The sequence below is a fragment of the Xylanimonas ulmi genome (assembly GCF_004216535.1).
GTDB lineage: Bacteria > Actinomycetota > Actinomycetes > Actinomycetales > Cellulomonadaceae > Xylanimonas > Xylanimonas ulmi.
Map to the genome: position 1 here is coordinate 3,115,876 of NZ_SGWX01000001.1, position 26,201 is coordinate 3,142,076.

General features: G+C 72.9%; 23 protein-coding genes. 10 read left to right on the forward strand and 13 right to left on the reverse strand.

All coding sequences use genetic code 11. The features are described 5' to 3' along the window. Positions 1 to 38 precede the first annotated feature (38 nt). Positions 39 to 404: a DUF5808 domain-containing protein gene (locus tag EV386_RS14400; protein ID WP_242607979.1), complete on the forward strand. Its 366-nt coding sequence runs from the start codon at positions 39 to 41 to the stop codon at positions 402 to 404. A 28-nt stretch (positions 405 to 432) separates the two neighbouring features. Then, the gene (locus EV386_RS14405; RefSeq protein WP_341272821.1) at positions 433 to 1,314 is read left to right on the forward strand and encodes a Cof-type HAD-IIB family hydrolase; all 882 of its coding nucleotides are present in this window, start codon (positions 433 to 435) and stop codon (positions 1,312 to 1,314) included. Positions 1,315 to 1,564: 250 nt separating this feature from the next. On the opposite strand, the gene katG is transcribed toward EV386_RS14405, so the two are convergent. Together katG and EV386_RS14415 are read right to left on the reverse strand one after the other, a co-directional pair. Next, a complete protein-coding gene (gene katG, locus EV386_RS14410) occupies positions 1,565 to 3,736 on the reverse strand; it encodes a catalase/peroxidase HPI (protein WP_130416041.1) in 2,172 nt (723 codons plus the stop codon). Between the two features lie 96 nt (positions 3,737 to 3,832). Beyond that, a complete protein-coding gene (locus EV386_RS14415) occupies positions 3,833 to 4,246 on the reverse strand; it encodes a Fur family transcriptional regulator (protein ID WP_130416958.1) in 414 nt (137 codons plus the stop codon). A gap of 900 nt (positions 4,247 to 5,146) precedes the next feature. Between EV386_RS14415 and EV386_RS18770 the strand changes: the two genes are divergently transcribed. From EV386_RS18770 to EV386_RS14435, 3 genes are all read left to right on the forward strand, one after another. Then, entirely contained in the window at positions 5,147 to 6,958 is a 1,812-nt protein-coding gene (locus EV386_RS18770) for an HNH endonuclease signature motif containing protein (protein ID WP_242607980.1), read from the forward strand. Positions 6,959 to 7,434: 476 nt separating this feature from the next. Continuing rightward, entirely contained in the window at positions 7,435 to 8,814 is a 1,380-nt protein-coding gene (gene mgtE, locus EV386_RS14430) for a magnesium transporter (protein WP_130416042.1), read from the forward strand. A gap of 86 nt (positions 8,815 to 8,900) precedes the next feature. After that, on the forward strand, positions 8,901 to 10,190 hold the full coding sequence (locus tag EV386_RS14435) for a YeeE/YedE family protein (RefSeq protein WP_130416043.1): 1,290 nt from the start codon (positions 8,901 to 8,903) through the stop codon (positions 10,188 to 10,190). Positions 10,191 to 10,251: 61 nt separating this feature from the next. On the opposite strand, the gene poxB is transcribed toward EV386_RS14435, so the two are convergent. Both poxB and EV386_RS14445 read right to left on the reverse strand, forming a co-directional pair. Next, positions 10,252 to 11,982, reverse strand: a complete 1,731-nt coding sequence (gene poxB / locus EV386_RS14440; protein WP_130416044.1) for a ubiquinone-dependent pyruvate dehydrogenase — start codon at positions 11,980 to 11,982, stop codon at positions 10,252 to 10,254. 71 nt (positions 11,983 to 12,053) lie between these two features. After that, on the reverse strand, positions 12,054 to 12,668 hold the full coding sequence (locus tag EV386_RS14445) for a TetR/AcrR family transcriptional regulator (RefSeq protein ID WP_242607981.1): 615 nt from the start codon (positions 12,666 to 12,668) through the stop codon (positions 12,054 to 12,056). 157 nt (positions 12,669 to 12,825) lie between these two features. Here EV386_RS14445 and EV386_RS14450 point away from each other — a divergent pair, with 157 nt between their 5' ends. Continuing rightward, positions 12,826 to 13,572, forward strand: a complete 747-nt coding sequence (locus tag EV386_RS14450; RefSeq protein WP_130416046.1) for a glutamine amidotransferase — start codon at positions 12,826 to 12,828, stop codon at positions 13,570 to 13,572. Positions 13,573 to 13,576: 4 nt separating this feature from the next. After that, positions 13,577 to 13,981, forward strand: a complete 405-nt coding sequence (locus EV386_RS14455) for a VOC family protein (RefSeq protein WP_130416047.1) — start codon at positions 13,577 to 13,579, stop codon at positions 13,979 to 13,981. Positions 13,982 to 14,011: 30 nt separating this feature from the next. Here the strand turns inward: EV386_RS14455 and EV386_RS14460 are convergent, their stop codons facing one another. Beyond that, positions 14,012 to 14,512 carry a P-loop nucleotide/nucleoside kinase family protein gene (locus tag EV386_RS14460; protein WP_130416048.1) on the reverse strand — a complete coding sequence of 167 codons (501 nt, stop codon included), beginning with the start codon at positions 14,510 to 14,512 and terminating at the stop codon, positions 14,012 to 14,014. Between the two features lie 157 nt (positions 14,513 to 14,669). On the opposite strand from EV386_RS14460, the gene EV386_RS14465 reads away from it, so the two are divergent. Beyond that, the gene (locus EV386_RS14465; RefSeq protein WP_130416049.1) at positions 14,670 to 15,110 is read left to right on the forward strand and encodes a hypothetical protein; all 441 of its coding nucleotides are present in this window, start codon (positions 14,670 to 14,672) and stop codon (positions 15,108 to 15,110) included. Positions 15,111 to 15,113: 3 nt separating this feature from the next. After that, a complete protein-coding gene (locus EV386_RS14470; protein ID WP_130416050.1) occupies positions 15,114 to 15,890 on the forward strand; it encodes a class F sortase in 777 nt (258 codons plus the stop codon). Between the two features lie 38 nt (positions 15,891 to 15,928). Here the strand turns inward: EV386_RS14470 and EV386_RS14475 are convergent, their stop codons facing one another. The 6 genes from EV386_RS14475 to EV386_RS14500 form a co-directional block, all read right to left on the reverse strand. After that, positions 15,929 to 17,611, reverse strand: coding sequence for a sigma-70 family RNA polymerase sigma factor (locus EV386_RS14475; protein WP_130416051.1), 1,683 nt, complete (start codon positions 17,609 to 17,611; stop codon positions 15,929 to 15,931). 81 nt (positions 17,612 to 17,692) lie between these two features. After that, positions 17,693 to 19,849: a DUF7927 domain-containing protein gene (locus tag EV386_RS18360; RefSeq protein WP_165399948.1), complete on the reverse strand. Its 2,157-nt coding sequence runs from the start codon at positions 19,847 to 19,849 to the stop codon at positions 17,693 to 17,695. Positions 19,850 to 20,540: 691 nt separating this feature from the next. Continuing rightward, complete coding sequence (locus EV386_RS14485) at positions 20,541 to 20,960, reverse strand: Dabb family protein (RefSeq protein WP_130416052.1); 420 nt, start codon at positions 20,958 to 20,960, stop codon at positions 20,541 to 20,543. A gap of 37 nt (positions 20,961 to 20,997) precedes the next feature. Further along, positions 20,998 to 22,242 (reverse strand): MFS transporter, encoded by a 1,245-nt coding sequence (locus EV386_RS14490; RefSeq protein ID WP_130416053.1) that lies wholly within the window; start codon positions 22,240 to 22,242, stop codon positions 20,998 to 21,000. Positions 22,243 to 22,246: 4 nt separating this feature from the next. Beyond that, positions 22,247 to 22,855, reverse strand: a complete 609-nt coding sequence (locus EV386_RS14495) for an SRPBCC family protein (RefSeq protein ID WP_130416054.1) — start codon at positions 22,853 to 22,855, stop codon at positions 22,247 to 22,249. 106 nt (positions 22,856 to 22,961) lie between these two features. Beyond that, positions 22,962 to 23,519, reverse strand: coding sequence for a TetR/AcrR family transcriptional regulator (locus tag EV386_RS14500; RefSeq protein WP_130416055.1), 558 nt, complete (start codon positions 23,517 to 23,519; stop codon positions 22,962 to 22,964). 48 nt (positions 23,520 to 23,567) lie between these two features. Between EV386_RS14500 and EV386_RS14505 the strand changes: the two genes are divergently transcribed. Continuing rightward, entirely contained in the window at positions 23,568 to 24,488 is a 921-nt protein-coding gene (locus EV386_RS14505; RefSeq protein WP_242607982.1) for a LysR family transcriptional regulator, read from the forward strand. A gap of 16 nt (positions 24,489 to 24,504) precedes the next feature. Here EV386_RS14505 and EV386_RS14510 read toward each other — a convergent pair whose 3' ends face one another. Together EV386_RS14510 and EV386_RS14515 are read right to left on the reverse strand one after the other, a co-directional pair. Further along, on the reverse strand, positions 24,505 to 25,206 hold the full coding sequence (locus tag EV386_RS14510; protein WP_130416057.1) for a type 1 glutamine amidotransferase domain-containing protein: 702 nt from the start codon (positions 25,204 to 25,206) through the stop codon (positions 24,505 to 24,507). 76 nt (positions 25,207 to 25,282) lie between these two features. After that, positions 25,283 to 26,185, reverse strand: coding sequence for an aldo/keto reductase (locus EV386_RS14515; protein WP_130416058.1), 903 nt, complete (start codon positions 26,183 to 26,185; stop codon positions 25,283 to 25,285). Between the last annotated feature and the right edge of the window lie 16 nt (positions 26,186 to 26,201).

A 26,201-nucleotide genomic window follows, 5' to 3' on the forward strand; every position in this document is an offset into this window, starting at 1 on the left:
CGCCAATCGTCGCCGCTCGGGTGCCATCGGGTCGCGGGGTGGTCCAGGATGGAGACGCCGACGACCAGCACCTGGAGGACGACATGCCGAGCACCACGCCGCGGACGACCAAGAGGTGCGGCCTGAGGAACCTGCTCACGGCGGCGGCGATCGCGTTGAGCGTGGCCGCCGTCGTCAAGGAGTTGCGCACACCCGCGCCCGAGCGCACCTGGAACGGCAAGGTCGCCGCAGTGCCCTACGACTTCCGTGTGCCCACGCTCGCGCGCGCCAAGGAGCGCCTGTGGGACCCCGAGGCGGCGAACCTCGTCGGCCCGCGCGTCTTCGGCGTCGGCTGGACGCTCAACGTCGGCAAACTCGTGGCCGAGGTCCGCGAGGTCCTGGCAGCCAAGCCCCCGGCTGCCTGAGCGCGGGGCCAATGGGAGGATCGAGCGCGTGAACGCCCTCCCCCCTGCCTCCCCGCCCGACTCCGACGCCGTCGTCCAGGACGCTGGCGGCCTGCCCGACGTGCGGCTCGTCGTCGCGGACATGGACGGCACACTGCTCCACCCGGACGGCCACGTCCCCGAGGACTTCTGGCCCCTCCTGGAGCGCATGCGCGAGCGCGGGATCGCCTTCGCGCCCGCGAGCGGCCGGCAGTACGCGACGCTCGCGCGCATCTTCGCCCAGCACCTGGAGGGCATGTCGGTCATCGCCGAGAACGGCACCTACGTGGTGCGCGACGGCGTCGAGGTCAGCTCGGTGACGCTCGACAAGCGCGTGGTGGCCGAGGTCGTGCGGGCGATGCGAGCGGTGGCGGCCACCGGACGCGACGTCGGCACGGTCGTGTGCGGCAAGCGGTCGGCGTACGTCGACCGCGTCGACGCCGCGTTCTGGGACCAGGCGCACCGGTACTACGCGGCGCTCGAGTCGGTCGTCACGCCGGTTCCCGTCACCGACCTGGAGTCGGTCGACGACGACATCCTCAAGGTCGCGGTCTTCGACTTCGACGACGTCGAAGCAGCCGTCGCCCCAGCGCTCGCGCCGCTCGCCGAGACCGAGCAGGTGGTGGTCTCAGGCCACCACTGGGTCGACATCATGCGCACGGGCGTCACCAAGGGCACCGCCGTCGAGCGGCTGCAGGCCGAACTCGGGATCACGCGCGAGCAGACGGTCGCGTTCGGCGACTACCTCAACGACCTGGAGATGCTCGACGCCGCGGCCTGGTCGTTCGCGATGGCCGACGCGCACCCCCAGGTCCTCGACCGCGCGCGCTACGTGGCGCCGTCGGCGGGCGAACACGGCGTGGTGCGCGTGCTGGAGCGGCTGCTGCGCTGACGACGGCGTGGCAGGAGGAGCGCCACCGCGAGCCCGGTGATGAGCGACCCGTGCCACCACCACGGCGTGCCCGCGGAGAACAGCGACTCGCCGAGCACCGCGACGCCGCACCGTAGGCGATGAACGCCACGCCCACGGCGACCTCGACGAAGCGCTCACGCGAGGACGCCCGGGCCACCCCCACAGGGCGGTCCGGGCGTCAGTGCTCGGCGGCCGGGTTCACTCGGCCAGGATCACCCGGCCGGGCAGATCAGGCCAGGTCGAACCGATCGGCGTTCATGACCTTGACCCACGCCGCGACGAAGTCGCGCACGAACTTCTCCTTGGCGTCGTCGCTCGCGTACACCTCCGCCAGCGCCCGCAGCTCGGAGTTGGAGCCGAAGACCAGGTCGGCGCGCGTGCCGACCCACTTCTTCTCGCCGGTCGCGCGGTCGCTGCCCTGGTAGGCGTGCTTGCCCGGGTCGAGCGCCTTCCACTCGGTGCCCATGTCGAGCAGGTTGGCGAACCACACGTTGTCGAGCACACCCGGGGTGTCGGTGAAGACGCCGTAGTCCGAGTTGTCGTAGTTCGTGCCCAGGACCCGCAGGCCACCGATGAGCGCGGTCATCTCGGGGGCGGAGACGCCGAGCAGGTTGGCCTTGTCGAGCAGCGAGTACTCGGCCGGCAGCGGCGACTTGCCCGTGTAGTTGCGGAATCCGTCGGCGAACGGCTCCAGCCACGCGAACTGGTCGAGGTCCGTCTGCGCCTGGCTCGCGTCGACGCGGCCGGGCGTGAAGGGCACCTCGACGTCGACGCCCGCGGCGGCCGCCGCCTGCTCGACGCCCACGCCACCCGCGAGCACGATGACGTCCGCGACGGACGCACCGGCGTCGTCGGCGAGACGCTCCAGCACCGGCAGGACCTCGGCGAGCTGCGCCGGGTTGTTGACGTCCCACGACCTCTGCGGCTCCAGGCGCAGGCGGCCGCCGTTGGCGCCGCCGCGCTTGTCGGAGGAGCGGTACGACGACGCCGCGGCCCACGCGGTCGAAACCAGCTGCGAGACCGTGAGGCCCGAGCCGGCGATGGCCGTCTTGAGCGCCGCGACCTTCTCGTCGCTCAGGTCGGGCAGCGTGCGCGCGGGCAGCGGGTCCTGCCAGATGAAGTCCTCCGCGGGAACCTCGGGGCCGAGGTAGCGCGCCTTGGGGCCCATGTCGCGGTGCGTCAGCTTGAACCAGGCGCGGGCGAACGCGTCGGTCAGCGCGGCCTGGTCGTCCTTGAACTTGCGCGAGATCGGCTCGAACTCGGGGTCGACGCGCAGCGCGATGTCCGAGGTGAGCATGCGCGGCTCGCGGCGGCCGTCGGAGTGCGCGAGCGGCACCAGGTCGGCGCCGCCGCCGTCGACCGGACGCCACTGCTTGGCGCCGGCGGGCGACTCCATGAGCTCCCACTCATACGCGAACAAGATATGGAAGAATTCATTGTCCCAGCGTGTCGGGTGGTAGGTCCAGGTGACCTCCAGGCCCGAGGTGATGGTGTCGTCGCCGACGCCGGTGCCGTAGTTGTTCTTCCAGCCCAGGCCCTGCATCTCCAGGCCCGCGGCCTCGGGGTCGGCCTCGAGGTTCGAGTCGGGCGCCGCGCCGTGGGTCTTGCCGAAGGTGTGGCCGCCCGCGATGAGCGCGACCGTCTCCTCCAGGTCCATGCCCATGCGGCGGAACGTCTCCTTGATGTCCACCGCGGAGGCGAGCGGGTCGGGGTTGCCGTTGGGACCCTCGGGGTTGACGTAGATCAGGCCCATCTGGACCGCGGCCAGCGGCTCCTCCAGGTCGCGCTCACCCGTGTATCGCTTGTCCTCGAGCCACACCGTCTCGGGGCCCCAGTACACGTCCTGGTCGGCCTCCCACACGTCCGCGCGGCCGCCGCCGAAGCCCAGCACCGGGAAGCCCATGTCCTCGAGCGCGACGTTGCCGGCGAGGATCATGAGGTCGGCCCACGAGATCTTCTGGCCGTACTTCTTCTTGACGGGCCACAGCACGCGGCGCGCCTTGTCGAGGCTGACGTTGTCGGGCCACGAGTTGAGCGGCGCGAAGCGCTGCTGGCCCTCACCGCCACCACCACGGCCGTCGTGCGAGCGGTAGGTGCCCGCCGAGTGCCACGCCATGCGGATGATGAGCGGCCCGTAGTTGCCGAAGTCCGCCGGCCACCACGGCTGCGAGTCGTGCAGGACCGCCTTGATGTCGTCCTTGACCGCGGCCAGGTCGAGGGACTCGAACGCCGCCTTGTAGTCGAAGTCCGCACCGAGCGGGTTCCCGACGACGGGGTTCTTCGCGAGCATCTTCAGGTTGAGCTGGTTGGGCCACCAGCGCTGGTTGGTCGCCGCTTGCGTGGGGTGCACGGCCTGGCCGCCGTGCATGACGGGGCAGGTGGCCTCAGGGTTCTCCGACATGAGATTCCTCTCGTGGACGGGGTGATCAGTCGTGGGTTGGTCAGTCGGTGGGGTGATCAGTCGAAGCGGTGCTGTGCTCGCGCCGGCTCGTCCACGTCATCGGGCCGAGAGGCCTGGCACGGCCGCGCATTGAGGGCACAGGCCCCAGAACACGACCTCGGCCTCGTCGATCCGAAATCCATGAGCGTCCGACGGCGTCAGACAGACCGTCTCACCCACGGCGCAATCCACGTCGACGACGGCACCGCACGATCGACACACAAGGTGGTGATGGTTGTCGCCGACGCGCGTCTCGTAGCGGGCGACGGAGCCGGCCGGCTTGATGCGACGCAGGATGCCGCGTTCCGTCATGGTGTGCAGCGAGTCGTAAACGGCCTGGTGAGAGACGTCGGGCAGCGCCTCGCGGACGGCGTCGATGAGCGTCTCGGTGTCCGCGTGCGGCAGCCGGTCAACGGCGGCGAGCACGGCGAGGCGAGGCTTCGTGACGCGCAGTTGCGCGTCACGCAACATCGCCTGCGCCCACGCTTCCTCGGTCACACGCCAACTGTCGCGGGTTTTCTGGAATGAGTCAAATCTATGCGGCCGGTGGCGCGAGCGGTTGCGCCGCAGCGCTGCGCGCACGCAGAGGCAGGCGACGACGCAGGCGCAGGGAGACGAGAGTAGGGCCGGAGTCGTCCCGGTCCCTCTGTGGGCAGCGCGGTCGCGAAGGTTGTCCACAGCACGCCGGCGGACGGGTCGCGGCTACGGTGGCGCGGTGTCAGCGGAGGAGTCACGAGATGTCGCGAAATGGCCTCTGACCTGGGCATTCGAACACGTGTTCGATACACTGGAGTAGTGGCCGCGGCGCTGGCGCGCACACCGCCTCGCCGACCACGATCGGGATTGGGACCACGGCAGTCACCGCACGGGCTTGCCCACGTCGCGGGCTTGCCCACGTCGCGGGAGTGCTCGCGTCGCGGGAGTGCTCGCGTCACGCGAGAGACCGGGCACGGGATGGTCCACGCAGCGTCCTCGCTGCGCGAGGCTCCATATCGTCACGAGGGGAGGGTGAGCATGGGTGAGCGGGCGAGCCACGCGTGGGGCATCAGCGGCGCTGGCGCGTTCCGGCCGCCGCAGCCCGCCCCAGCAGCGGCGCCCGTGTCGACGCCCGTGTCGACGCCAGCGCCCGTATCGATGCCAACCCCCTTGTCGGCACTGGCACCGACGGCGTCGCAGGCACTGACGGCGTCGCAGGCACCTCTGTCCGCACCCGCCCCGCGGTCCGCGGCCGCCCCCATCTCAGCGCCGACGCCCGCTTCGGCGCCGACCCTCGGCTCAGCGCCGACTCCCGCCTCAGCGCCAACGCTCGACTCAGCACCGACACCCGCCTCAACGTCGGAACCCGCCTCGGCGCCTCACCCCATCGACGTGGTGAGCGCGGTGGATGTCGTCGAGGCGGGGGTCGAGGCGTTGGCCGCGCTGGTCGCCGCGGGGGGACTGGACCAGGTGCCGACAAGGGTGCTGGGACGGGTCGAGTCGCGCCTGCGTCGTCTGGAGCAGCGGCAGGCAGCGGTGCGTGCAGCGCTTTTGCCGGTGGTCGAGGCCGAGGGGTCCTGGGCGTTGGACGGCTCGCGCACATTCGGGGCGTGGCTGGCCCGCCGCGACGACATCTCGGTCGGCGCGGCCAACCGGGAGGTGCGCGCGGGGCGGGTGTTGCGCGACCACCTACCCGCGACGCGCGCCGCCGCCCTGGACGGGCGGATCGGAACCGAGCACGTGGCCGCGATGGTCGCGGCGTGCTCGACCGACGCACGCACAGCCGCGCTGTGCGGTCCCGCGGAAGGGCTGCCCGTCCGTCACGACGACCAAGGCCGCGCGCTGCCCACCCCCACCGGAGAGGGGTTCTTGCTCGACCAAGCGCGCCTGTGCACGCTGCGCGGCTTCCAACGCCTGGTGCGCCGCTTCGCGCACGTGGCCGACCCCGACGCCGACGAGCGCGGCTACTCCCGCGCTGCCGAGCGCGAGCACCTTGAGGTGTCCGCAACCCTGGGCGGGTGGCACCTGGCCGGGTTCCTCACCGAGGAGCACGGCCAGGCAGTGCGCACGGCCCTGGACGCATTGACTCCCGCGCCGGCCGCGGGCGACGACCGGACCCCGACCCAACGCCGCGCCCAAGCCCTGGCAGACCTCGCTCGCGCCTGCCTCGACCACGGACACACCGGCGCCGGAGCGGCTGTGCGCCCCCACCTGACGGTCACGGTCTCCTGGACCGAGCTCCACCACCTCCTAGCCGCCGACACCGGGAGCCACCCCACCGACCGCCACAGCACCGTCCGCCACCCCGACCACCTCGACTGTGGCGGCCACGCCGGTCGCGGCGGCGACATCGCACGCGGCTGCGGCCCTCGCCCTGGCCCCGGCGCTGGCGCCGACGGTGGTGCGGGCCGCGGAGGCGGATACAGCGACGGCAGCGCGGGCAAGGTAGGCCGCCTCGCCACCGGTTGTGGTGGCGGAGGCGGATCTGGCTACGGCGGCGGAGGCGGTCACGCCGATCATGCTTGTGCCGATCACGCTTGCGGCTGCGGCGGCGGGGGCGGTCACGCCGATCGCGCTTGTGCCGATCCTGCTTGCGGCTGCGGCGACGGGCAGCCGAACGAGGTGGCAGCGCTGCTCGCGCTCGAACGCACGCCCGCGATCCTCGAGGGCTCGACCGGACCCCTGCCCGACAGCGTGCTGCGCAGACTCGCATGCGACAGCGAGATCACCCGCGTCGTGTTCGGCCCCGACTCCCAGATCCTGAACGTCGGGCGCGCCCAACGCACGATCAGAGGACCCCTGCGCCGCGCGGTCGTCGCCCGAGACCGACACTGCGTCTGGCCCGGATGCGAGCAACCGCCCAGCCGCTGCGAGGTCCACCACGCCCAACAGCACTGGGCCGACCACGGACCGACCTCCACCACCAACGCCGCCCTCCTGTGCTGGCACCATCACACTCTCGTCGACACCACCGGGGTCACCATGACCTGGAACCCCGCCGACCCCAGCGGCAGCAACTCCACAGTCAGCGACCCCGAGGCGAGCCACCCCACGCGCCCGCGACCCGCCGCCACCCGCGCGCCCTCCGCCGGCCACTGGACCCTCACCGACCGCCACGGCAACCCCATCACCACGCCCAGCCCCTGGACGACCAGCACCACCGACTCCACCGACTCCACCGACTCCACGAACGCCACGGCCGCATGACCGGCGCCACGACGATCCGGCGAGCCGACGACACGGCGGCCCAGCCACCCGACCACCCAGCGCCGCCACGCGGCCACCCGACCACGCAGCCACCCGACCCAGCCCGGCTACCCGACCACCCAGCGCGGCCACCCAGCCACCCGACCCGGCACGGCCACCCGGCGACCCGGCGGCAAGTCGAGAGAGCGACGCGCGAGAGAGCGACGCGCGAGAGCGCGAGAGGGCGCCGTTGTCCCGTGACTCCGTGACTCCGTGACTCCGTGACTCCGTGACTCCGTGACTCCGTGACTCCGTGACAGCCAATCCGTGACGCCGCCGCACGAGGCGTCGGCCCAGGCAGAGGCGCCGCGATCGCCCACCTCGGGCGACAGGCGTGAACCAGAACCCCCATCACCTCGGGCCATCGCGCGCTGAACCGGACCCTCAGCGGTGACCATTGGAGGCGCACGTGCCCGCGCCCACGGGGGGAGCCCACCATGCCACAGCCGGTCACCCATGCCCAGGCGGCAACCAGCCAACACCGGAGCAATCGCGAGTCTCTGCGCGCGCTCGTCGAACACGGCGACTTCGCCGCCGCCCAGGAGTGGCTGGGCGCCCATCAGGTCTGGGAGATCGTCGACGCGATCGACCGTATGGGCCCCGTCGACGCCGTCGCCGCGTTCCGCCTGCTCGACTCCGACCGCGCCTTCGCGGTGTTCGAGGACCTTGAGCCGAGCGGCCAGCAGGCGATCCTCGAGGTGATGCGCGGCGCGGAGTTCAGCGCGTTCGTCGACTCGCTCGACCCCGACGACCGCGCCCGCATGCTCGGAGAGCTGCCCGCGAAGGTCGCCCGACGCGTCCTTGAGGGCCTCAGCCCCGCCGAGCGCGCGATGACCGCCACGCTGCTCGGCTACCCCGAGCACTCGGCCGGCCGATTCATGACGCCACAGGTCGTCGTCCTGCGCGAGGGCCTGAGCGTCGCCGCGGCGCTGGCCCGCGTGCGCGACCGCGGCGCCGACGCGGAGACCGTCTACACGCTCCCCGTCGTCGACTCGCAGCGCCGCCTCACGGGCGTCGTCGAGCTGAGCGAGCTTTTGCTGTCCGACGACGCGGCGACCGTCTCCGACCTCGTCGTCACGCAGCCGCCGCGGGTGCGGGCCACCGAGCCCGCCGAGGCGGCAGCCCGCCTCATGGCCGACTCCAACGTGCGTGACCTTCCCGTGGTCGACGCCGAGGACCGGCTTCTGGGCCTGCTGACGTTCGACGACGCCGACGAGGTCATCGAGGACGCCGAGACCGAGGACGCCGCCCGTCAGGGTGGCGCCCGCCGCTGGGAGGGCCACTACATGGCGGTCTCGGTGCTGCAGCTCGCCCGCACCCGCGCGGTGTGGCTGGTGCTGCTGCTGGCCGTCTCGCTCCTGACCGTGACGGTGGCGCACGCGTTCGAGGAGGCGTTGGAGCAGGTCGCCGCGCTCGCATTGTTCATCCCGCTGCTCATCGGGACGGGCGGCAAGGTGGGCACCCAGGCGTCGTCGGCGTGTGTGCGCGCTCTCGCGATCGGCGAGGTGCGCCCGAGCGACCTCGCCCGGGTCACCATGCGCGAGGCCGCGACCGGCCTGCTGCTGGGCGCGGGGCTCGGCCTGCTCGCGATCGGCGCGGGCCTGTGGTTCACCGGGCTCGACGTCGCCGTGGTCGTCGGCGTGTCGCTGCTGCTCATCTGCCTGCTCGGCGCACTCGTGGGCGGGCTGAGCCCGCTGGTCGCGCGGCGCTTGGGCATCGACCCCGCCCTGGTCTCGGCGCCCGTGGTCACGACGGTCGTCGACGTGCTGGGCCTGGTCATCTACTTCCTCGTCGCGAGCATGATGCTCGGCCTGTGACGGCGACCCAGGCGCCCGTGTCCAGATAGTGAGAGGCTGCTCGTCCGGCTTCCGGTCACGGTCGCCTGGGTCTACCGTCCGCGACCATGGCCACGATCACGTCCGAACGCCCCGCGCGCTCACTGTTCGCCCCTCCCCCGACGCGTCTGCCCCGACCAGCCGCACCCGCGCTCCCGCCCGTCTCGCGCGTTCCGCTGGCGCTCGCGCTCGTGATCGCGGTCGCCCTCGACGCGTGGACCTGGGCCCAGCACGGCGCCAAGCCCGCGGTCGTGCTCCTGCTCGGGTTCGGACTCGGCGTCGCGCTGTTCCACTCCCGCTTCGGCTTCACCTCGGCGTGGCGCCAGCTCGTCGCGGTCGGCAACGGCACGGGTCTGCGCGCGCACACGCTGCTGCTCGGCGCGACCGCCGTGCTGTTCGCGCTCGAGATCGGGACCGGGGCCGGCGTCTTCGGCTCGGTCGCCTCCCCGAGCGCGGGACGGATCGGCGTCGGCCTGCTCGTCGGCTCGTTCCTCTTCGCCGTCGGCATGCAGGTGGGCGGCGCGTGCGCCTCGGGCACGCTGTTCGCCGTCGGTGCGGGGCAGACGTCGATCGTCTTCACCCTGGGCGGCTTCATCGTCGGCTCGACGCTCGCCGCGTGGCAGGCGCCGCTGTGGCAGGACCTGCCCGCGTACGACCCGGTGCTGTTCGTCGACTGGTTCGGCGGCTCGGGGTGGGCGTGGGCCGGCTCGCTCGCCGTGACGCTCGCCGCCCTCGCCGTCGTCTGGGGCGCCTCCCGCGCGGTCCAGGCACGTCGCACTCCCCCGCCGCTCGACGTCGTCCCCTCAGCCCGCAGGCCGCTCACCCGCGTGGTGCGCGGCTCGTGGCCGCTCGCGGTCGGCGCGATCGTGCTCGCCGTGCTGGGCGGCCTGGTCCTGCTGGTCTCGGGCAGCGCGTGGGGTGTCACCAGCGCGTTCGCGCTCTGGGGCGCCAAGGTGGTCGGCGCCCTGGGCGGGCACCCCGAGACGTGGGCGTACTACCAGTCCGACCAGCAGGCGGCGTCGCTCGCCGGGCCGGTGCTCACCGACCGCACCAGCCTGCTCAACATCGGGATCATCGTGGGCGCGGCGCTCGCCGCGGCGGCCGCGGGCGCGTGGCGGCTGCACACGCGCGTGCCGCTCAACGTCGCCACGGGGGCCGTGCTGGGCGGCGTCCTCATGGGGATCGGCGCGCGCCTGGCCGGTGGGTGCAACATCGGCGCCTACCTCGCGGGCATCGCCTCGGGCTCGCTGCACGGGTGGGTCTGGGGCGCGGTGGCGCTGCTCGGCACGTGGGTCGGGCTGCGCCTGCGCCCCGTCTTCGGCCTCTCCGTTCCCCGGCCCCGCGACTCGGTCTGCTGAGCACCGTTTGTCGAGCACCGTCGCGGCGGGGCGGACCCCCGCCGCGACGGCCGCGAGGACCCTAGAAGACCTGCCGCAGGTTCGCCCGCGTGAGGTCCACGAGCTCGTCGCCGCGACCAGACAGCAGCGTGCGCAGCGTGTACAGCGCGAAGCCCTTGGCCTGGTCGAGCTTGATCGACGGCGGGATGGTCAGCTCCTGGCGCTCGGTCACGACGTCGACCAGCGCGGGCCCGTCGTAGGCGAACGCGTCCGCGAGCGCCTGCTTGAGGTCCGCCGACCGCTCGACGCGGAACGCCTTGAGCCCAGCCGCCTCGGCGATCGCGGCGAGCGACGGGTTCTGCAGCCCAGTCGTGTGGGTCACGAACCCGGCCGACTTCATCTCGAGCTCGACGAAGTTCAGCGAGGAGTTGTTGAAGACGACGACCTTCACGGGCAGCGAGTTCTGCGTGAGCGTGAGCAGCTCTCCGAGCAGCATCTCGACGCCGCCGTCTCCCGAGAGGGTGACGACCTGGCGCCCGGTCGCGGCCGCGGCGCCGACGGCCTGCGGCACGGCGTTGGCCATCGACCCGTGGATGAACGAGCCCAGCATCGAGCGCTTGCCGTTCATGCGCAGGTAGCGCGCGGCCCAGATGACGGGTGAGCCGACGTCGGGGATGAACACGGCGTCGTCGGCGGCGAGCTCGTCGATCAGGCGGGCGACGTACTGCGGGTGCAGCGGCTGGTCGCCCTTACGCGGCGTGGCGAGGTCGTCGAGCTTGGCGCGCGTCTTGGCGTAGTGCGCGAGCGAGTCGTCGAGGTGGCCGCGGTCGCGCCGGCGCCCGGCGGGCTCGTCGAGCAGTGGCAGCAGCGCGTCGAGGGTGTCGCCGACGTCGCCCACGAGCCCGAGCGTGAGCGGCACGCGCCGGCCCAGGTGCTCGCCGCGCAGGTCGATCTGGATGACCTTGGCCTTGTCGGGCAGGAACGCCCGGTAGGGGAAGTCGGTGCCGAGCATGACCAGCGTGTCGGCGTTCTCCATCGCGCGGTACCCGGAGGCGAACCCGAGCAGGCCCGTCATGCCGACGTCGTACGGGTTGTCGTGCTCAACGTACTCCTTCGACCGCAGCGTGTGGACCACGGGCGCGGCGAGCGTGTCGGCCAGCGCGACGACCTGGTCGTGCGCGTGCTGGGCGCCGGCGCCAGCCAGGATCGTCACGCGTCCGGCGTCGCGCAGCAGTGCCGCGGCCTCGGCGAGCTCCGACGGCGAGGGCAGGATGCGCGGCGTCGTCGCGCGGATGGGCGTCACCGTGGTGTCCTGGGCCTCCGCGAGCGCGATGTCGCCGGGGATGACGACGACGGCGACGCCGCGCTTCTCGATCGCCGTCTGGATGGCGGTGCGCAGGATGCGCGGCATCTGCAGCGGCGAGGACACGTATTCGGAGTAGACCGACGCCTCGCGGAACAGCTCCTGCGGGTGCGTCTCCTGGAAGTAGCCGCTGCCGATCTCGGCCGTGGGGATGTGCGCGGCGATCGCGAGCACGGGCACCCGCGAGCGCTGGGCGTCGTACAGGCCGTTGATGAGGTGCAGGTTGCCGGGTCCGGCGCTGCCGACGGCGACGGCGATCTGGCCGGTCAGCGCCGCCTCGGCGCCCGCGGCGAACGCGGCGGCCTCCTCGTGGCGCACGTGCACCCAGTCGATGCCGGAGCCGCGCAGCGCGTCGGTGAAGCCGTTGAGCGAGTCGCCCGGGATGCCGTAGACGCGCTTGACGCCGGCGGCGACGAGGGTGTCGACCATGTTCTTGGCGACGGTGGCCATGTTGTCCTTCTTCGCGGGTGGTGGTTCGGGGGAGGTTGGGGGTGGCGGATCGGAGTGGGCTCGGGCCGGTGTCAGGGCTCGGTCGCCGCGATGCCCGGCCAGACGAGGTCGCAGACCCTGGTGGCGAGGTCGGCGTCGAGCGGGGCGTGGCCCCAGACGAGCCGGTGGTAGACGGGGGCGAAGAGCGCGTCGACGACGAGCTCGACGTCGACGTCGGCGCGCAGGTCGCCCTGGGCGACGCCGCGGGCGACGTGGTGCGCGGCGCTCTCGCGACGCGGGTCCATCCACTGGGCGAGCAGGGCGCGGGCCACGCGCTCGTCGCTCGCGGCGGCGGCGAGCAGCTGTCGCAGCAGCGCGCCGGCCGGGGTCTGCCGCAGCAGCCGGACCAGGGCGTCGACCTGCCCGGTCAGCGCCTGCCGGACGGGCAGGGCGTCGTCGAACTCGATGCTCTCGTGGAACCGGTCGAGCAGTGCCTCGGCGAGCACCGCGGCCGACGACGGCCACCACTTGTAGATCGTGGTGCGCGAGACGCCTGCGCGGGCCGCGACGGCGTCGATGGTGGGCACGCAGGTCTCGGCGAGCGCGAGGTCGGCGGCGGCGTCGAGGATCGCCCGGCGCGCCGTCTCGGAGCGGGGCCTGCCCGCCCGAGGCGCCGCGACGTCGTCGGAGCGCCTATTACTGAACACGCTGTTCACTATACGCGCGCAGGGGCCGCCAGGCGCCGCGCGCGAGGTGTGACGTCCAGAACGCCAGGACGCCGGGAGCGACGGGGCGGCCGCCGAGCGGTCCGCACGCGCCGCGCGCTTGCGCCCCGTCGTCGGCCCCGCCACTGTGGAGTGCGCCATGAAGCCATTCCTGCTGCTCGCGACCCGCGAGGAGGACGACGCCGCCGCCGGCGAGCTGGACGGCGTGCTGCGCTACGGCGGGCTGACGGCGGACCAGGTGCGCCGCGTCCGCCTTGAGCGCGAGCCCCTACCCCGCCTCGACCTCGACGACTACTCGGGTGTCCTGGTCGGCGGCGGCCCCTTCAACTCCTCGGACCCGCCCGGGGCCAAGTCGGCGCTGCAGCGGCGTGTCGAGCACGACTTCGCCACGCTGCTAGACGAGGTCGTCGACCGCGACTTCCCGTTCCTGGGCCTGTGCTACGGCGTCGGGACGCTCGGCGCGCACCAGGGCGCCGTCGTCGACCGCACCTACGGCGAGCCCATCGGCCCCGTCTCGATCGACCTCACGCCCGACGGCGTCGCCGACCCGCTGCTGGCCGGCATGCCGCCGCGCTTCGACGCGCTGGTCGGGCACAAGGAGGCGGTGCGCGAGCTGCCCGCGCACGCGGTGCTGCTGGCGTCGTCGGCGACCTGCCCGGTGCAGATGTTTCGCGTGCGCGAGAACCTCTACGCGACGCAGTTCCACCCCGAGCTCGACATCACACGCCTGCGCGAGCGCATCACGATCTACCGCGACCACGGCTACTTCGCGCCCGAGGAGTACGAGGAAACCCTGGAGCGCGCCTCGGCGCGCCCGGTCCCCCACCCCCATCGCATCCTGCGCGCGTTCGTGGAGCGGTACGCCCGCCCGGCCCGGCTACCGTAGGCGGATGCTCCAACTGGGTGACGTGACCTACCTCGTGCGCGACCTCGACGAGGCGATCGCCTTCTTCGTCGAGGCCCTCGGCTTCGAGGTCCGCTCAGACGAGGTCCGCTCAGACGAGGTCCGCGCCCCCGAGGGCCAGCCGCAGCGCCGCCGCGTCGTCGTCGGGCCCGACGGCGGTGGCGCGGGGTTCGTGCTCAAGGTCGCCCCCGAGTCCGACGCGCTCGGGCGGCAGGCGGGCGGCGGCGTCGCGTTCTTCCTGCGGACCGACGACTTCGCGGCGCAGCACGCCCGGATGCTCGCCCACCGCGTCACCTTCCGCGAGGCGCCGCGCCACGAGCCCTACGGCACGGTCGCGGTGTTCGAGGACCCGTATGGCCAGCCGTGGGACCTCATCGAGCCGTCGGCCTGAGTGCGGGCCGAGTAAGCGCCGCTCGGGCGACTACGGCGCCGCTGGCCGCTCGCAGGCCGGTGGGCGCACCACGGTCAGCGGCCCCTCCTCGGGCGTCGGGGGCTCGAAGTGGTCGAAGTACCGCGCCGCCGTCGCCTCGTCGAGCCTGACGTCGTTCGCCGTCCCTCCGTCGCGGGCCGCCACGCGCGCGAGCGCGACCTGGCGCGGTGTGGCGAGGTAGACCGTCTCGGGCGTCACGCCAAGGGGCGCGAGCAGCGCGCGGTACTCCTCGCGCATGCGCCGCGACCAGAACGACAGGTCGACGACGACGTCGCCGCCCGCCGCGACGATCGAGACCAACCGCTCCTGGACCTGCCGCTCGAACTCGTCCCGGACCGGCTCGGGCAGCGGCTGCTCCCGGTGGCCGGCCGCCCAGGCGGCCTCGTCGATCGAGAGCCGCACGAGCCCCTGCGCCTCCAACCCGCGGGCGTAGGTCGACTTCCCGGCGCCGGCGGGCCCGCACATGAGCACGACGCGGGGGCGAGTGGCCATGAGGGGACCCTAGCGGTCTCATCCGCGCGATCTCACCGTTTGCTGTCATGATCCGCCCCGCTTTCGCGTCCACACCATGAGGGGGATGTGCGCTGCGACGCAGACGCGCTCCCCGGCCCCTCTCCCGCACGACGTCAGGTGGTGAACGGTGCTCGCGGTGACCGCCAGAGGGCTGGCGATGGTCGACTCCCTGTCCTGTGAGGTGTGTGACGCGCCCATCGGCGTCGGCTGCGCCGAGAGCGCCCATCTGGCTTGGGCGTCGCGCGAGGTGAGCTGCGACTACTGCGGCGCCGCGCGGGGGCAGACGTGCGACCGGTGCTGCCCCCTGTGGATCGTCCCCGCCGCCGTGCTGCGCGACGCGCCCCTGCTGCGCACCCACGCCCTTGACCGTCTCGTCGCGCTCTCCGAGAGTTACATGTGTCGAATCTGCCTGCGGGTTCGCTGCGCGGAGGAGTGCAACCAGCGCCTGCACACGGCCTGGTGCGCTCAGTTCACCGACTGCGCGGTGTGCGGCGCGGTGATCGGTGAGATGTGCGCGACGGGGTGTGCCATGCGCGAGTTGGTCGCCAGCGTCGCCGAACTCGTCCAGGAGGGTTGAGACGTGCCCGACGACGCCACACCACGCCGGCCGCGCCGACCCTGGTCCGCGCCGCCGTCGGGCACGGGGGGCACAGCGCCGCCGTCGGGCACAGCGCCGACCGGACCGCCGGGCCCCGCTCCCGGTCGCACGCGCGTCGGCTGGCTGATGGCGCTGCTGGCCTTGGGGGTGCTGCTGGTCGCGGGCGGGATCGGCGGCGTGATCCGGCACGCCGGGCAGACGGGGGCGCACGACCACCTGCCGCGGGATCTGGCGGGGCAGCCCGTCCGGCTGGAGGAGGGCACCGAGCCGACCGACGACCAGGTCGTTCGGATGCGCGCGGTCGACGACGACGGCGCGCGGTTCCAGGCCGCGAGCGTCGGGCTCGACGTGCCGTTGGGGTCGCTGACGGAGGTCGACGCGCAGATCGTGCCGCCCGGGTTCACGACCGCCTACCGGGTCCGCAACCGGGGCGTCGACGTCGAGCACGCCGCCGAGGGGACGGTCTACGTCGTGATGCACTCGCTGCGCGGCCGAGGCACGGCCCCCGGGGACTACCTGGCCGACAGGGAGACCGGCGCGTCGCGACTGACGCCGGGCGACCCGCTGCGGGTCGTCGACGGCGGCCGCGCCGTGGAGTACACGGTGACGAGCGCGGAGTTGGTCGACAAGGACGCCCTGCCCGCGACCGCGCAGGTCTGGACCGACGAGCCGGGCCGTCTCGTGGTCATCACGTGCATGCAGCGCGCCGGTGGGGAGCCGTCGCTCCAGAACCTCGTCGTCTACGCCACGCTCCGCTGAGCGCCCCGTCGGCGCCGACGCCGGCGCCGACGCCGACGTCAGGGAACCTCGATGGCGGCCGTCCTGGTGGCGCCGGTCCGTCCGGACTGGGGCTCGACGTACCAGACGGCGAACGAGTGCGCGCCCGAACCCATCCCAGGCCAGACGGCCCGCAGGACGCCGTCGGCGGGGATCGGCATCGCCTCGGCGGGGGTGGCGTCGAGCGCGGCGCTGACCCACCGGCCCGGCTCCCCCGTGATGGGGACGACGAACTCGCCGTCGGGCGCGGACTCGACCGGTCCAATCTTGGGTGCGTCACGCTCGACGGTGACCGGCGCCGACTCCTGCGACCGCAGCCCACGCGCCTCCTGAACGGCCCGAAGCACCTGCCGTCCGGTCGGCAGGCTCCACGCGTCGATGCGCCACGAGCCCGACGGCGCCACCCTCGCCTCCCCGACCGCGGACCCCGACCGGTCCAGCACCACGACGCGGGCGCCCGGCTCCCCCACCCCCGCCAGGATCGGCAGCAACCACGGCTGGTCGTCTCCCGTCTCCAGCACGGGGACCGCGGGGGGCGCCGGCTCAGGTGACGCCGCGGGCTCGACCCGGACGGGGGGCGGCACCGGCGCCGCCGGAGCAGCCGTGAGCGGCGGCGCCGTCGGCGCCGTCGAGGCCACCAAGGTGGGCGTGGGTGTGGGCGTGGGCACGTCGCCGCGGCCATTCAGCCATAGGCCCGACGCCACCGTCGCGCCCGCGACGCCGACCGCCGCCCAGCCGGCGACGGCCTTGGTCTGCGCGCCGAGCGCATGCCACCAGCCGTGGGGCGACCATGCTGATGACCCCCAGGCCGAGGACCCCCACGCAGAGGACCACCAGGCGGGGGACCACCAGGCGGGGGACCACCACGCCGAGGCCACCGCGGCGATCGGCGCCGGGATCGCGACGCCGGCCGCGGCCAACAGCGGTCCGATCGCGGCCGGCAGCCGATCCCCCAGCACGCGCACCGACAGCGCGGCCTGGCGGCACCGGGCGCACGTCTCCAGGTGCCGCTCCAGTCGGCGAGACACGCTCGCGGGAAGGCCGTCGCCGCGCTGGCGGCGGACCATCACCCCCAGTGCGCTCTGACACTGTGGCGCCAGCTCGGGCTGCGCCAGGTGCGCCGTCAGCCATGCGCGGCGCAGGCTCTCCCGGGCCCGTGCGGCCAGGACCGCGACGCCGTTGGGGGCGAGGCCGTAGTGCGCGGCCAGGTCAGCCGGGGTGCGCCCCTCCACCACCGTGTACCACAGCACCTCCTGGTACCGCTCCGGCACCCGGCCGAACGCCTGCGCGAGCAACGACCTGTCCGCGACGATGTCGTCGAACCCCCGCACGCCCGTGGGCGCTGGCGCCGCCGACTCGACCTCGACGGCGCTGCCGAGGGCCGTCGCGTAGGGGCGGTGCGACCAGTTGATCGCCACATGGCGCGCCGTCGTCAACGCATAGGACCGAAACGTGTGCGTCGGGCCTCCCCCACGCTCGATCGCCTCCAGGACCCGCAGCATCGCCTCCTGCGCGACGTCGTCGCAGTCACGCCCGGCGCCGAACCGCCGGGCCGCCGTCCGCACGAACCGCCAGTGCCGATCGAACAGCACCCGAAACGCGGACCCGTCGGGGTCGCCGCGGCGCAGCTCGTCGATCAGGTCCGCGTCCGAGACGTTCTCCGAGCGCGCGGCGTCCCACGTGCTGGGCCTGGGCGACCTCAACGCCGCCCTCCGCGCGCAGGACCGGGCCCGGCGCCGTCACCGGCGCCGGGCCCGAATCCGTGTCGCATCATCCGCGCCCCATCACCCGCGCCGACGCCGCAGGGCCAGCAGTCCGGAGCCGGTCAGGATCACGCCGGCGCCCACCGCCGCCAGCGGCGCCAGCAGCGAGCCGCCTGTCTCGACCGGCTCCCCGCCCGTGCGGACCGAGGCGCCGTTGGCGCCCGGCCCCTTCCCACCCGGAAGCGGCGTCCAGGTCGGCAGCGGGGTCGGCGTCGGAGTCGGGGTCGGGGTCGGGGTCGGGGTCGGCTCGACGGTCTCCACGGTCTGCTCCGTGGTGCAGCCCTCCTCAGTGCCCTCCTCACAGTTCGACGGCACCTCTTGCTCCGGGTCCTGCGGGTCGACTCCCTCCGCGATCACGTGGTTGACCAGTTGCGTGCCACCCGGCAGGCCGTCGTCCACGGTCACCTGGTAGGTGAGCGCCACCGCCTGCCCGGGGGCCAAGGCGCCCGTCCACGTCAGCGTCGTGCCGTCGGGGGTCGTGTCGTCGAGGGTCGGCGGCTCGACCGACTGCCCGTCCACGGTGGCGGCCGGCGAGTCGTCGACCAACGTCGCGCTGTCGAGCACGTCGGCCATGTCGTCGGTGATGGTCACGGGGTCCAGAGGCATGGTTCCCGTGTTCGTCCCCGTGACGGTGTAGGTGATGGTCTGCCCAGCGGTCACCGGCGCGCCCGACTGCGGATCCGACGACTTGGCCGTCGTCAGGCCCCACGTCATCGGTGTGTTCGCGACCTGTCCCAGATCGATCGTGAGGTGCTCGGCGTCGATGGTGACGGAGTGCTGTGTCGAGTCCAGGAGATGCCCGCTGGGCGCCTGGATCTCGGTGAGGGTGTAGTCGCCGAACTCCAGCCGCTCGACCCGCAATTGTCCGACGGCGGGGTCCGTGTCGTTCTCACCGTTGTCGATCACGGGGAACGTGCCCCCCGGCCCCTCAAGCGACCACGCGGAGCCGTCGAGCAGGGCGCCGTCCGCGCCGACCTTCGACCACGACAGCGTCCCGGCCTCGACGACCAGGTCCACGGACGCCCTCGCCATCGGGAACAGCGAGAGGCTGTCGATCGCCAGGTCGTTGCCGGACCCGCCCTCACCGAAGTTGCGCACGCCGATGGTGATCGACGTCGCCTCGCCGGTGTCGAAGACGCCGGTGGAGTGCGTCCATTCGGTCAGCGAGTTCAGGCAGCCGGCCTGCGTGAGCGCCGGCTGGGACGAGCCGATCAGCTCATCGTGGTCGCCGGCGTCGAGATAGAACGCGGTCTGCACCGGCTGCGTCGTGTTCGGGTTGTTCGACAGGTTCGCCACATACCCGGAGAACGTGTAGAGGGTGTGCGGCTCCAAGCCCGAGATCGTCGTGGTGATGATGTCGTGTGTGCCCCACCCGATCGCGCCGTTGACCACCAAGATCTTTCCCGCGGCCGCCGACTGCGCGTCGCTCACCTGCAGGGTGTTGAGCGCCGGGTTTCCGCTGTCGTAGTACTCGCAGATCTGCTCCGAGGTCGGGTCTTCCATCGGGTTGGTGACGCTGCGCAGGTCAGACCATTGGTTGTAGTAGTGCTCCTCGGGTCCGTTCAGGGTCGCCGTCGGCCAGATCGTGTACTCCCCGTCACACGGCGAGTACTGGTGCGCGCCGGTGCAGTTGGCCGAGTTGGGGTCGGTCATCGCGGTCGGGTCGTGGTAGCCGTACAGCGTGCTGTCTGCGGGCAGTTGCGGCTTGGACTCGCCCAGATAGTCGAAGGTGCCGTTGTTGAAGTCGGTGATCAGGTTGGTCGACAGCGAGACGCGCCCGATCGTGACGTCGGGCAGCGTCCCGGTGTATATCGCGGGCGCCACGACGCGGATCTGGCCGGCCAGGGCCGCCGCGCTGTCGACGCGATAGATCACGGGGTCCGGCGACGTCGGGGTCAACGGCGTCGACCCGTCGTACACCGACCACCCCTCGGGGATCCCGGACAGCAGGTAGGAGTCGTACTCGACGCCCGAGTCGTTGGTGTCGGTCACCTCCAACGTGAACCCTTGGGGGTCGTTGACCCCCACCACCGCCGGAACGGCCCACAGCGCGAGTCCGTCGTCGCCCTCCGCGGCCGCGGCCGGTCCGGCGAGCGCACCCAGGCCGATCACCGGGATCGCCAGTCCCAGCACGGCGGCAGCGATCGCCGCGGTTCCTTGTCGAGTCGTGCGTCTCACGAATCACTCCATTGTTCGAATTCGTCCACGGAAACCCGTGCGCAAACCAGTGCCCCGTGCAGTGCGTCGGGACCGCGGCGAGGCCTCAGGCATGACACCTGCGCGATGTGATTTGGCTCACAACTGCGGCGCCGCGTGGCGGCACTCGCCGCGGTGCGGGGGCGTGCCGACCGTGGGCCTCACGCGACCTGCCCTGTGGCAGGACCGGCGCCTGCCGGATCCGACCTGACGGGTCTGTGACGCTCTGGCTTCGTCGGTTCGTCGTGCGCCCCGGGCGCGTTGCTGCGCCCGGGCGGTCGCGTTCGACGTGAGCCGACCGACGCGTCGCCGTCGGGCGCCTGCGCAGGCGCCCGGGGCCGCGGTCATTCTTCGCCGCAACGAGAAGAATGATTTCTTTGCGACATTGTCGCCGCGCACATCGACCATTCTCGTCGAACCCCCCGACCATATCGATCAGGCGCCGCGAGGCATTTCTTCGACGAGGAGTCGGCCGCCATGGACACCATGAGAGAAGACCCCAGAGCCCGCTGACCTCGACGATTAGCGGTCATGCGCGCGCGGACCGCGGCGCGATGGGCCAGTCCGATGACCTGTCCGCGGCCGTGCCGTGCGTGGCTGGGCGCGGATTTGTGGGGACGCGCGCGAACGCCGGGCCGGCCCCGGTGGGGGCCGGCCCGGCGCGGGTGATCGGTCAGTGGTCGCCGTGCGGGCCGGGCGCCGCGCTGCCGGTGTACTCCCCGAGGTCGGAGACGAGCTGCGTCAGCGTCGCGTCACTCTCGTAGCGCCGCTGGTGCAGCGCGGCGATCTTGGCGCCCAGCTCGGGGTCGTCGTCGTCGGTGAGGTCGAACGACGCGAACTTGTCCACGAGCGGCAGGCCGACACGGTCGGTGCTGCGGTGCGCGGGGTGGATGAGGTACTCCCAGTAGCCGTCGAGGTCGTCGATGACGAAGCTGGCGCCCCACTCGTACTCACCGCCGTGGTCGCGCCCGACGACGAACGAGCGCACCGACGGGATGACGCGGCCCTGGTTGCGCAGGCTTTCGAGGGCCTCTTCGAGCTGGGTGGGGGTGACGCCGGGCTTGATGGTGAAGCGGTTGCCGTGGACGATCATGGTCGTTTCCTTCCGGGGTGAGGATCAGCGGTGTGGATCAGCGGCCGCGACGCGGCAGCAGCAGCGAGGCGGCGAGTGCCGCGCCCACGAGGGTGAGGAGACCGGCGGCGACGAATGCGCCTTCGGGCCCCGCGGAGGTCACGAGCGGACCGGCCGCCAGCGGCGACAGGAACTGCCCGAGGAAGATGCCGGTCACGAGCCCGGCGAGGATGCGGCCGCGGCGCCCGTCGGGCGCGAGGTCGCCGAGGCGGAGGTTGAGGTTGGGCACGGTGAGCCCGACGCCGGCCCCTCCGACGAGCAGCCCGATGACCACGAGGCCCAGGCCGCCCGCCTGGCCGATCAGCGTCCAGCCGGCGCCCAGCAGGGCGAGCGCGGCCAGCGTGATCGCCGTCGGCGACAGGCGTCGGCGCACGGCCGGGAAGGCGAGCGATCCGGCCAGGCTGGTCAGCGTGGACCCGGCGATCGCCACGCCGACGACGCCGGGCCCGGCGCCCATCTCGCCCAGCAGGAAGGGCAGTTGCGTGGGCGCCATGTAGAAGACGGCGGTCGCGGCGAGGGCGAGCAGGTACAGCCCCACCACACGGCCGGCGAGGCGTGGCGACGGCGTGCCGGACGACGTCGTGCCACCCGAGGGCCGCGCGGCCGGGACCGACCGCGTGCGTGGGACCGCGACGAGAGCCAGGGCCGCGATCGGCGCGGCGACGGCGTAGAGCCAGAACGGCGCCCGCCACCCGACGTCGGCGAGCAGCCCGGCGAGGGGCAGGAGCACCACCCCGCCGAGGCTGGCCGCCGCCTGCTGGTAGCCGAGGTAGGTGGCCCGCCGCCGACCGGTGAACCAGTCGGTGAGCAGGGCGCCGACCGCCGTCGTGACGGCTGCGACACCCAGGCCGAGCACCGCCCGGGTGGCCAGCAGCGTGCCAAGGTTCGGCACGACGAGCCCCGCCGACCCGGCCACCGCGTACACCGCGAGCCCGCCCAGCAGCACCGGGCGGCGTCCGATCCGGTCGGCGAGCACGCCCGCGAGGGGCGCGCCGACGGCGATGGCCAGCGAGGTGATGGTCAGCGCAAGCCGGACGGCGGTCTGGTCGTCGAAGTGGCCGGCCATCGCGGGCAGGCTCGGGGCGATCAGGGCGGGGGCCATGATCGTCAGCCCCGCGGAGGCGAGGACCGCGGTCCGGGCGAGCCGCCCGGGCGGGGAGCCTGGTCGCGTGGCCGCGCCGAGGGCGTCCGTAGTGAGCGCGTCCGTGGTGAGCGCGTCCGTGGTGAGCGCGTTGGTGGTCATGGCGTCAGTCCCACAGACTCAGCGCGAGCGCGAATGTGAGGACCGGCACGAGCAGCCAGGGCTCGGCCAGGACGAACAGTGCGGTCAGGCCGAGCGACATCCAGGCCAGGACCTTCGCCCACCGGCGCCGAGGCGCCCTCTTCGCTCGCTTGGTCGCCTTGGCCTCGGCCTTGGTGCGCAAGAGCGTGAGCCAGGCGCCGAGGGAGGCGTCGAGCGCGGCGCGCTGGCCCTCGGCGTCGGCCCGGACCGGATCGCCGTCCCAGGACTCGGCGGTGCGCACGATCGTCGCGCCGCCCTCGGCCGCGAACGTCCACTCGTGGATGCCGGTGACGCCCTGCGCCGGGCCGCCCCACAGGATGCGGCGCGGTGCGTCGAGCGCGTAGACGGTCGAGGTGACGTCGATTCCGTGGGTGCTCCACCGGAACGACGCGCCCGGGACGAGGGGGCCGTCGATGTGCGCCGAGGCGACGTCGGTCTGCCAGGTGGGCCACGCGGCGACGTCGGTGTGCAGGCGCCAGACCAGGTCGATCGGCGCCTCGATGCGAACCTCGCGGCGGACGACGACGGGGGCGGACTCGTCGATGGTGGTGGGGAAGGTGTCGGTGGTGCTCATGCTGGTCTCCGTTCGAAATAGAGTGAACAGTCACTCACTTGTGAGCCGATGAGGGCGTACACAGGGGGTTGCTGGGTGGGGTGGGCGCGGCTCGACGGGCCGGGACTCAGCCGGGGTGCCGGATGCCGTCAGTGAGCAGGCGCGCCCAGGCTTCGGGGGCCTCGGAGATCTGCGCGGTGACGATGAGGTGGCACAGCTGGCCGTAGGCGACGAACCGCTGCACGGCCTCGTCCGAGGCGCGCGATCGGCTCTGGGCGTAGTCCACGACCTGGTGCAGTCCGGCGCGCAGCGCCTGGCCGATCTCGGGGAGGTCGGCCACCGACTGGGCGTGCACCTGGAGCATGAGCAGCGTCCGGTCGGAGATGAGGCGGGCGTAGGCGTCGCCCATGGCGAACAGGACGCCGTCGGGCGACGGGTCCTCGGCGCGGTCGGCGCCGGCGGCGAGCGCCTCGACGACCTGGTCGAAGCAGGTCTCCAGCGCGGTGACGAACAGACGCTCCTTCGTGGGGAAGAGCTTGACCACGTACGCCGGGGAGATCTTGGCGGCACGGGCCACGTCGGCGATCGTGGTGCCGTGGTAACCGCCGCGGGCGAACTCCCGGACCGCCGCCGAGGCGACGACCGGCTTGCGGAGCTCCGCGGTGGAGAGCGTCGTTCGGTTCATGTGAGTGACTGTACATTCACTCTTCCGAAAGCGCCACCCTGTGCGAGCATGCCGATCGTGGCCGCCCACAATCTTGATCACCTGCGCACGTTCCTGACGGCGTACCGAACCGGCTCGGTCAGCGACGCCGCGCGGCTGCTCGGAATCTCGCAGCCCACCGCGTCGAGCCACGTGCGGGCGTTGGAGGCCACCCTCGGCTACCAGTTGTTCGACCGGACACCGGCAGGCCTGGTCGCCACCGCACGCGCCACCATGCTCGCCCAGCAGGCGGCCCGGCACCTGGACGCGCTGGAGGACCTTGTCGAACTGTCGGGCGAGGCGGGCGCCGTCGTGCACGTGGGCGGCGCGGCCGACCTCGTCGCCGAGGTGCTGGCTCCACACGTGCCCGAGCTCGTCGCGGCGGCAGGCGGCCCGGTGCGCCTGCACGTGGGCATGGCCGACGACCATCTCGCGCAACTGCGGCACGGTGATCTCGACGTCGTCGTCAGCTCGGTGCGCCCGCGCGCCCAGGGGCTGAGCGGCTCCCCGATCGCCGACGAGGAGTTCGTGCTCGTCGGCGCGCCACGCTGGGGGCAAGGGCTCACGGACGGCCCCGGCGTCGTCGACGAGCTGGAGCGCATCCCGGTCGTGGCGTTCGCCGAGAACCTGCCCATCATCCGCCGCTACTGGCGGTCGGTCTTCGGTCACCGGCCCGACACCGTCCGCGCGGTGGCCGTGGTGCCGGACCTGCGCGCCATCCGCGCGGCGGTCGTCGCCGGCGCCGGCATGTCGGCGCTCCCCCAGTACCTGGTGCGCGATCAGCTCGCGGACGGGTCGCTGGTCGAGCTGCACCGGCCGCAGATCGGGCCGCTCAACACGCTGTACCTGGTCACTCGGTCCGGGAGAACCGAGGCGAGCCGGAGCCTGCGCGACCTGGCCGCCGTGATCACACGCGTCGTGATCGCGCGGGTCACGACGGCCGAGGTCTGACGTCCACCAGCGACACTCAGGCGGCGAGCAACTCCAGGACGGCGGCCGCGACCGCGTCACTGGACTGCGGGTTCTGCCCGCTGACCAGGTTGCCGTCGCGCACGACGTGGCTGCTCCAGGGGGCGGCCGACTCGACGACGGCGCCGCGCTCGGCCAGCGCGTCCGCCACGAACCACGGGGCGTTGACGCCGAGCCCGCCCGACGTCTCCTCCTCGTTGGTGAACACGGTCAGCCGCCGCCCGGCGAACGCGAACTCCCCGTTCCAGCGGGTCGCGCTCAGCAGCGCGGCCGGGCCGTGGCAGAACGGCGCGACCACGCGGCCGGCGTCGTCGGCCGCGATCAGGGCCGCGCCGACCGCCGGGTCGCCGGCCAGGTCGGCCATGGGCCCGTGCCCGCCCGGCAGGACGACGGCGTCGAACTGCGTGGCGTCCAGAGTGGAGAGGTCCGCGGGCTGCTCCAGCACGGCCTCGATGTCGCTCAGGTAAGCGGCGAACTCGTCGACCTTGCCGGCGTCGCCGACGACGGCCACGTCGAGCGAGCCAGGGTCGACGGGCGCCCGACGGCCGCCGGGCGTCGCGACGACGACCTCGTGGCCTGCGGCGGACAGCGTCCGGTGGGCCACCACCAGCTCCTCCGCCCAGAACCCGGTTGGGTGGGCCGAGCCGTCGGCCAGAGTCAGCGAGTCTGCCGCCGTGACGATCATCAGGATGCGTGACATGCGACACAGCGTGCGCGCCCGCGGCGGCGACGGCCATCAGCGGATTTGCGTGCGGCCATCAGCGCCAGCGACAGGCTCACCGTTCCGAGCCGCCGGTGAGCGCGGCCACATCGTCGTCGCCCAGGAGCAGGCTGGCCGCGCCGAGGTTCTGCTCCAGGTGCCGGATCGAGGTCGTCCCGGGGATGGGGAGCACGTGGGGTCCGCGGCGCAACAGCCAGGCGAGCGCGACCTGGGAGGGCGCGGCGCCGAGGCGGCGGGCGACGGCGTCGACGGGTCCGCCGGGTCGTGCGTGCTCGCCGATCGCAAGCGGGAAGAACGGGATGAACGCGATGCCGTGTGCGGCGGTGTGGTCGACGACCGCGTCATGCCCTCGGGCAGAGAGGTTGTAGAGGTTCTGCACGGCGGCGATCGGAGCGATCGTCTGCGCCTCCTCCAACTGCTCGACCGTGACCTCGGAGAGGCCGAGATGTCGGACCTTGCCCTGCTCGCGCAGCTCGGCCAGCGCCCCGACCTGGTCGGCGATCGGGTAGGCGGGGTCGAGTCGGTGCAGCTGGAGCAGGTCGATCGTCTCGACCCGCAGCCGACGCAGACTCAACTCGGCCTGCTGCTTGAGATAGGCCGGGTGCCCGAGCGGCGCCCACTCGGTGGGCGACGGGCGCACGTTGCCCACCTTGGTCGCGATCACGACGTCGTCCCGGTAGGGGTGCAGCGCCCGGGCCACCAGTTCCTCGCTCTCCCCGAGGGCGTAGGCGTCTGCCGTGTCGATCAACTGGACGCCACGGTCGACCGCGCGCCGCAGCAGCGCAATCGCCTCCGCCGGATCCGCGGGAGCCCGCCAGATCTGAGCGCCTGCCTGTGTGCCGTCTCCGGTGGCGTCGGTCAGCCTCATGGCGCCCAGACCGATGCGGCGGACGGGCAGGCCACCACCCAGGAAGAAGGTGTCGCCAGTAGGGGTTGTGATGTCTGTCGTAGGCGTCATGGGTCCAGACGGTAGG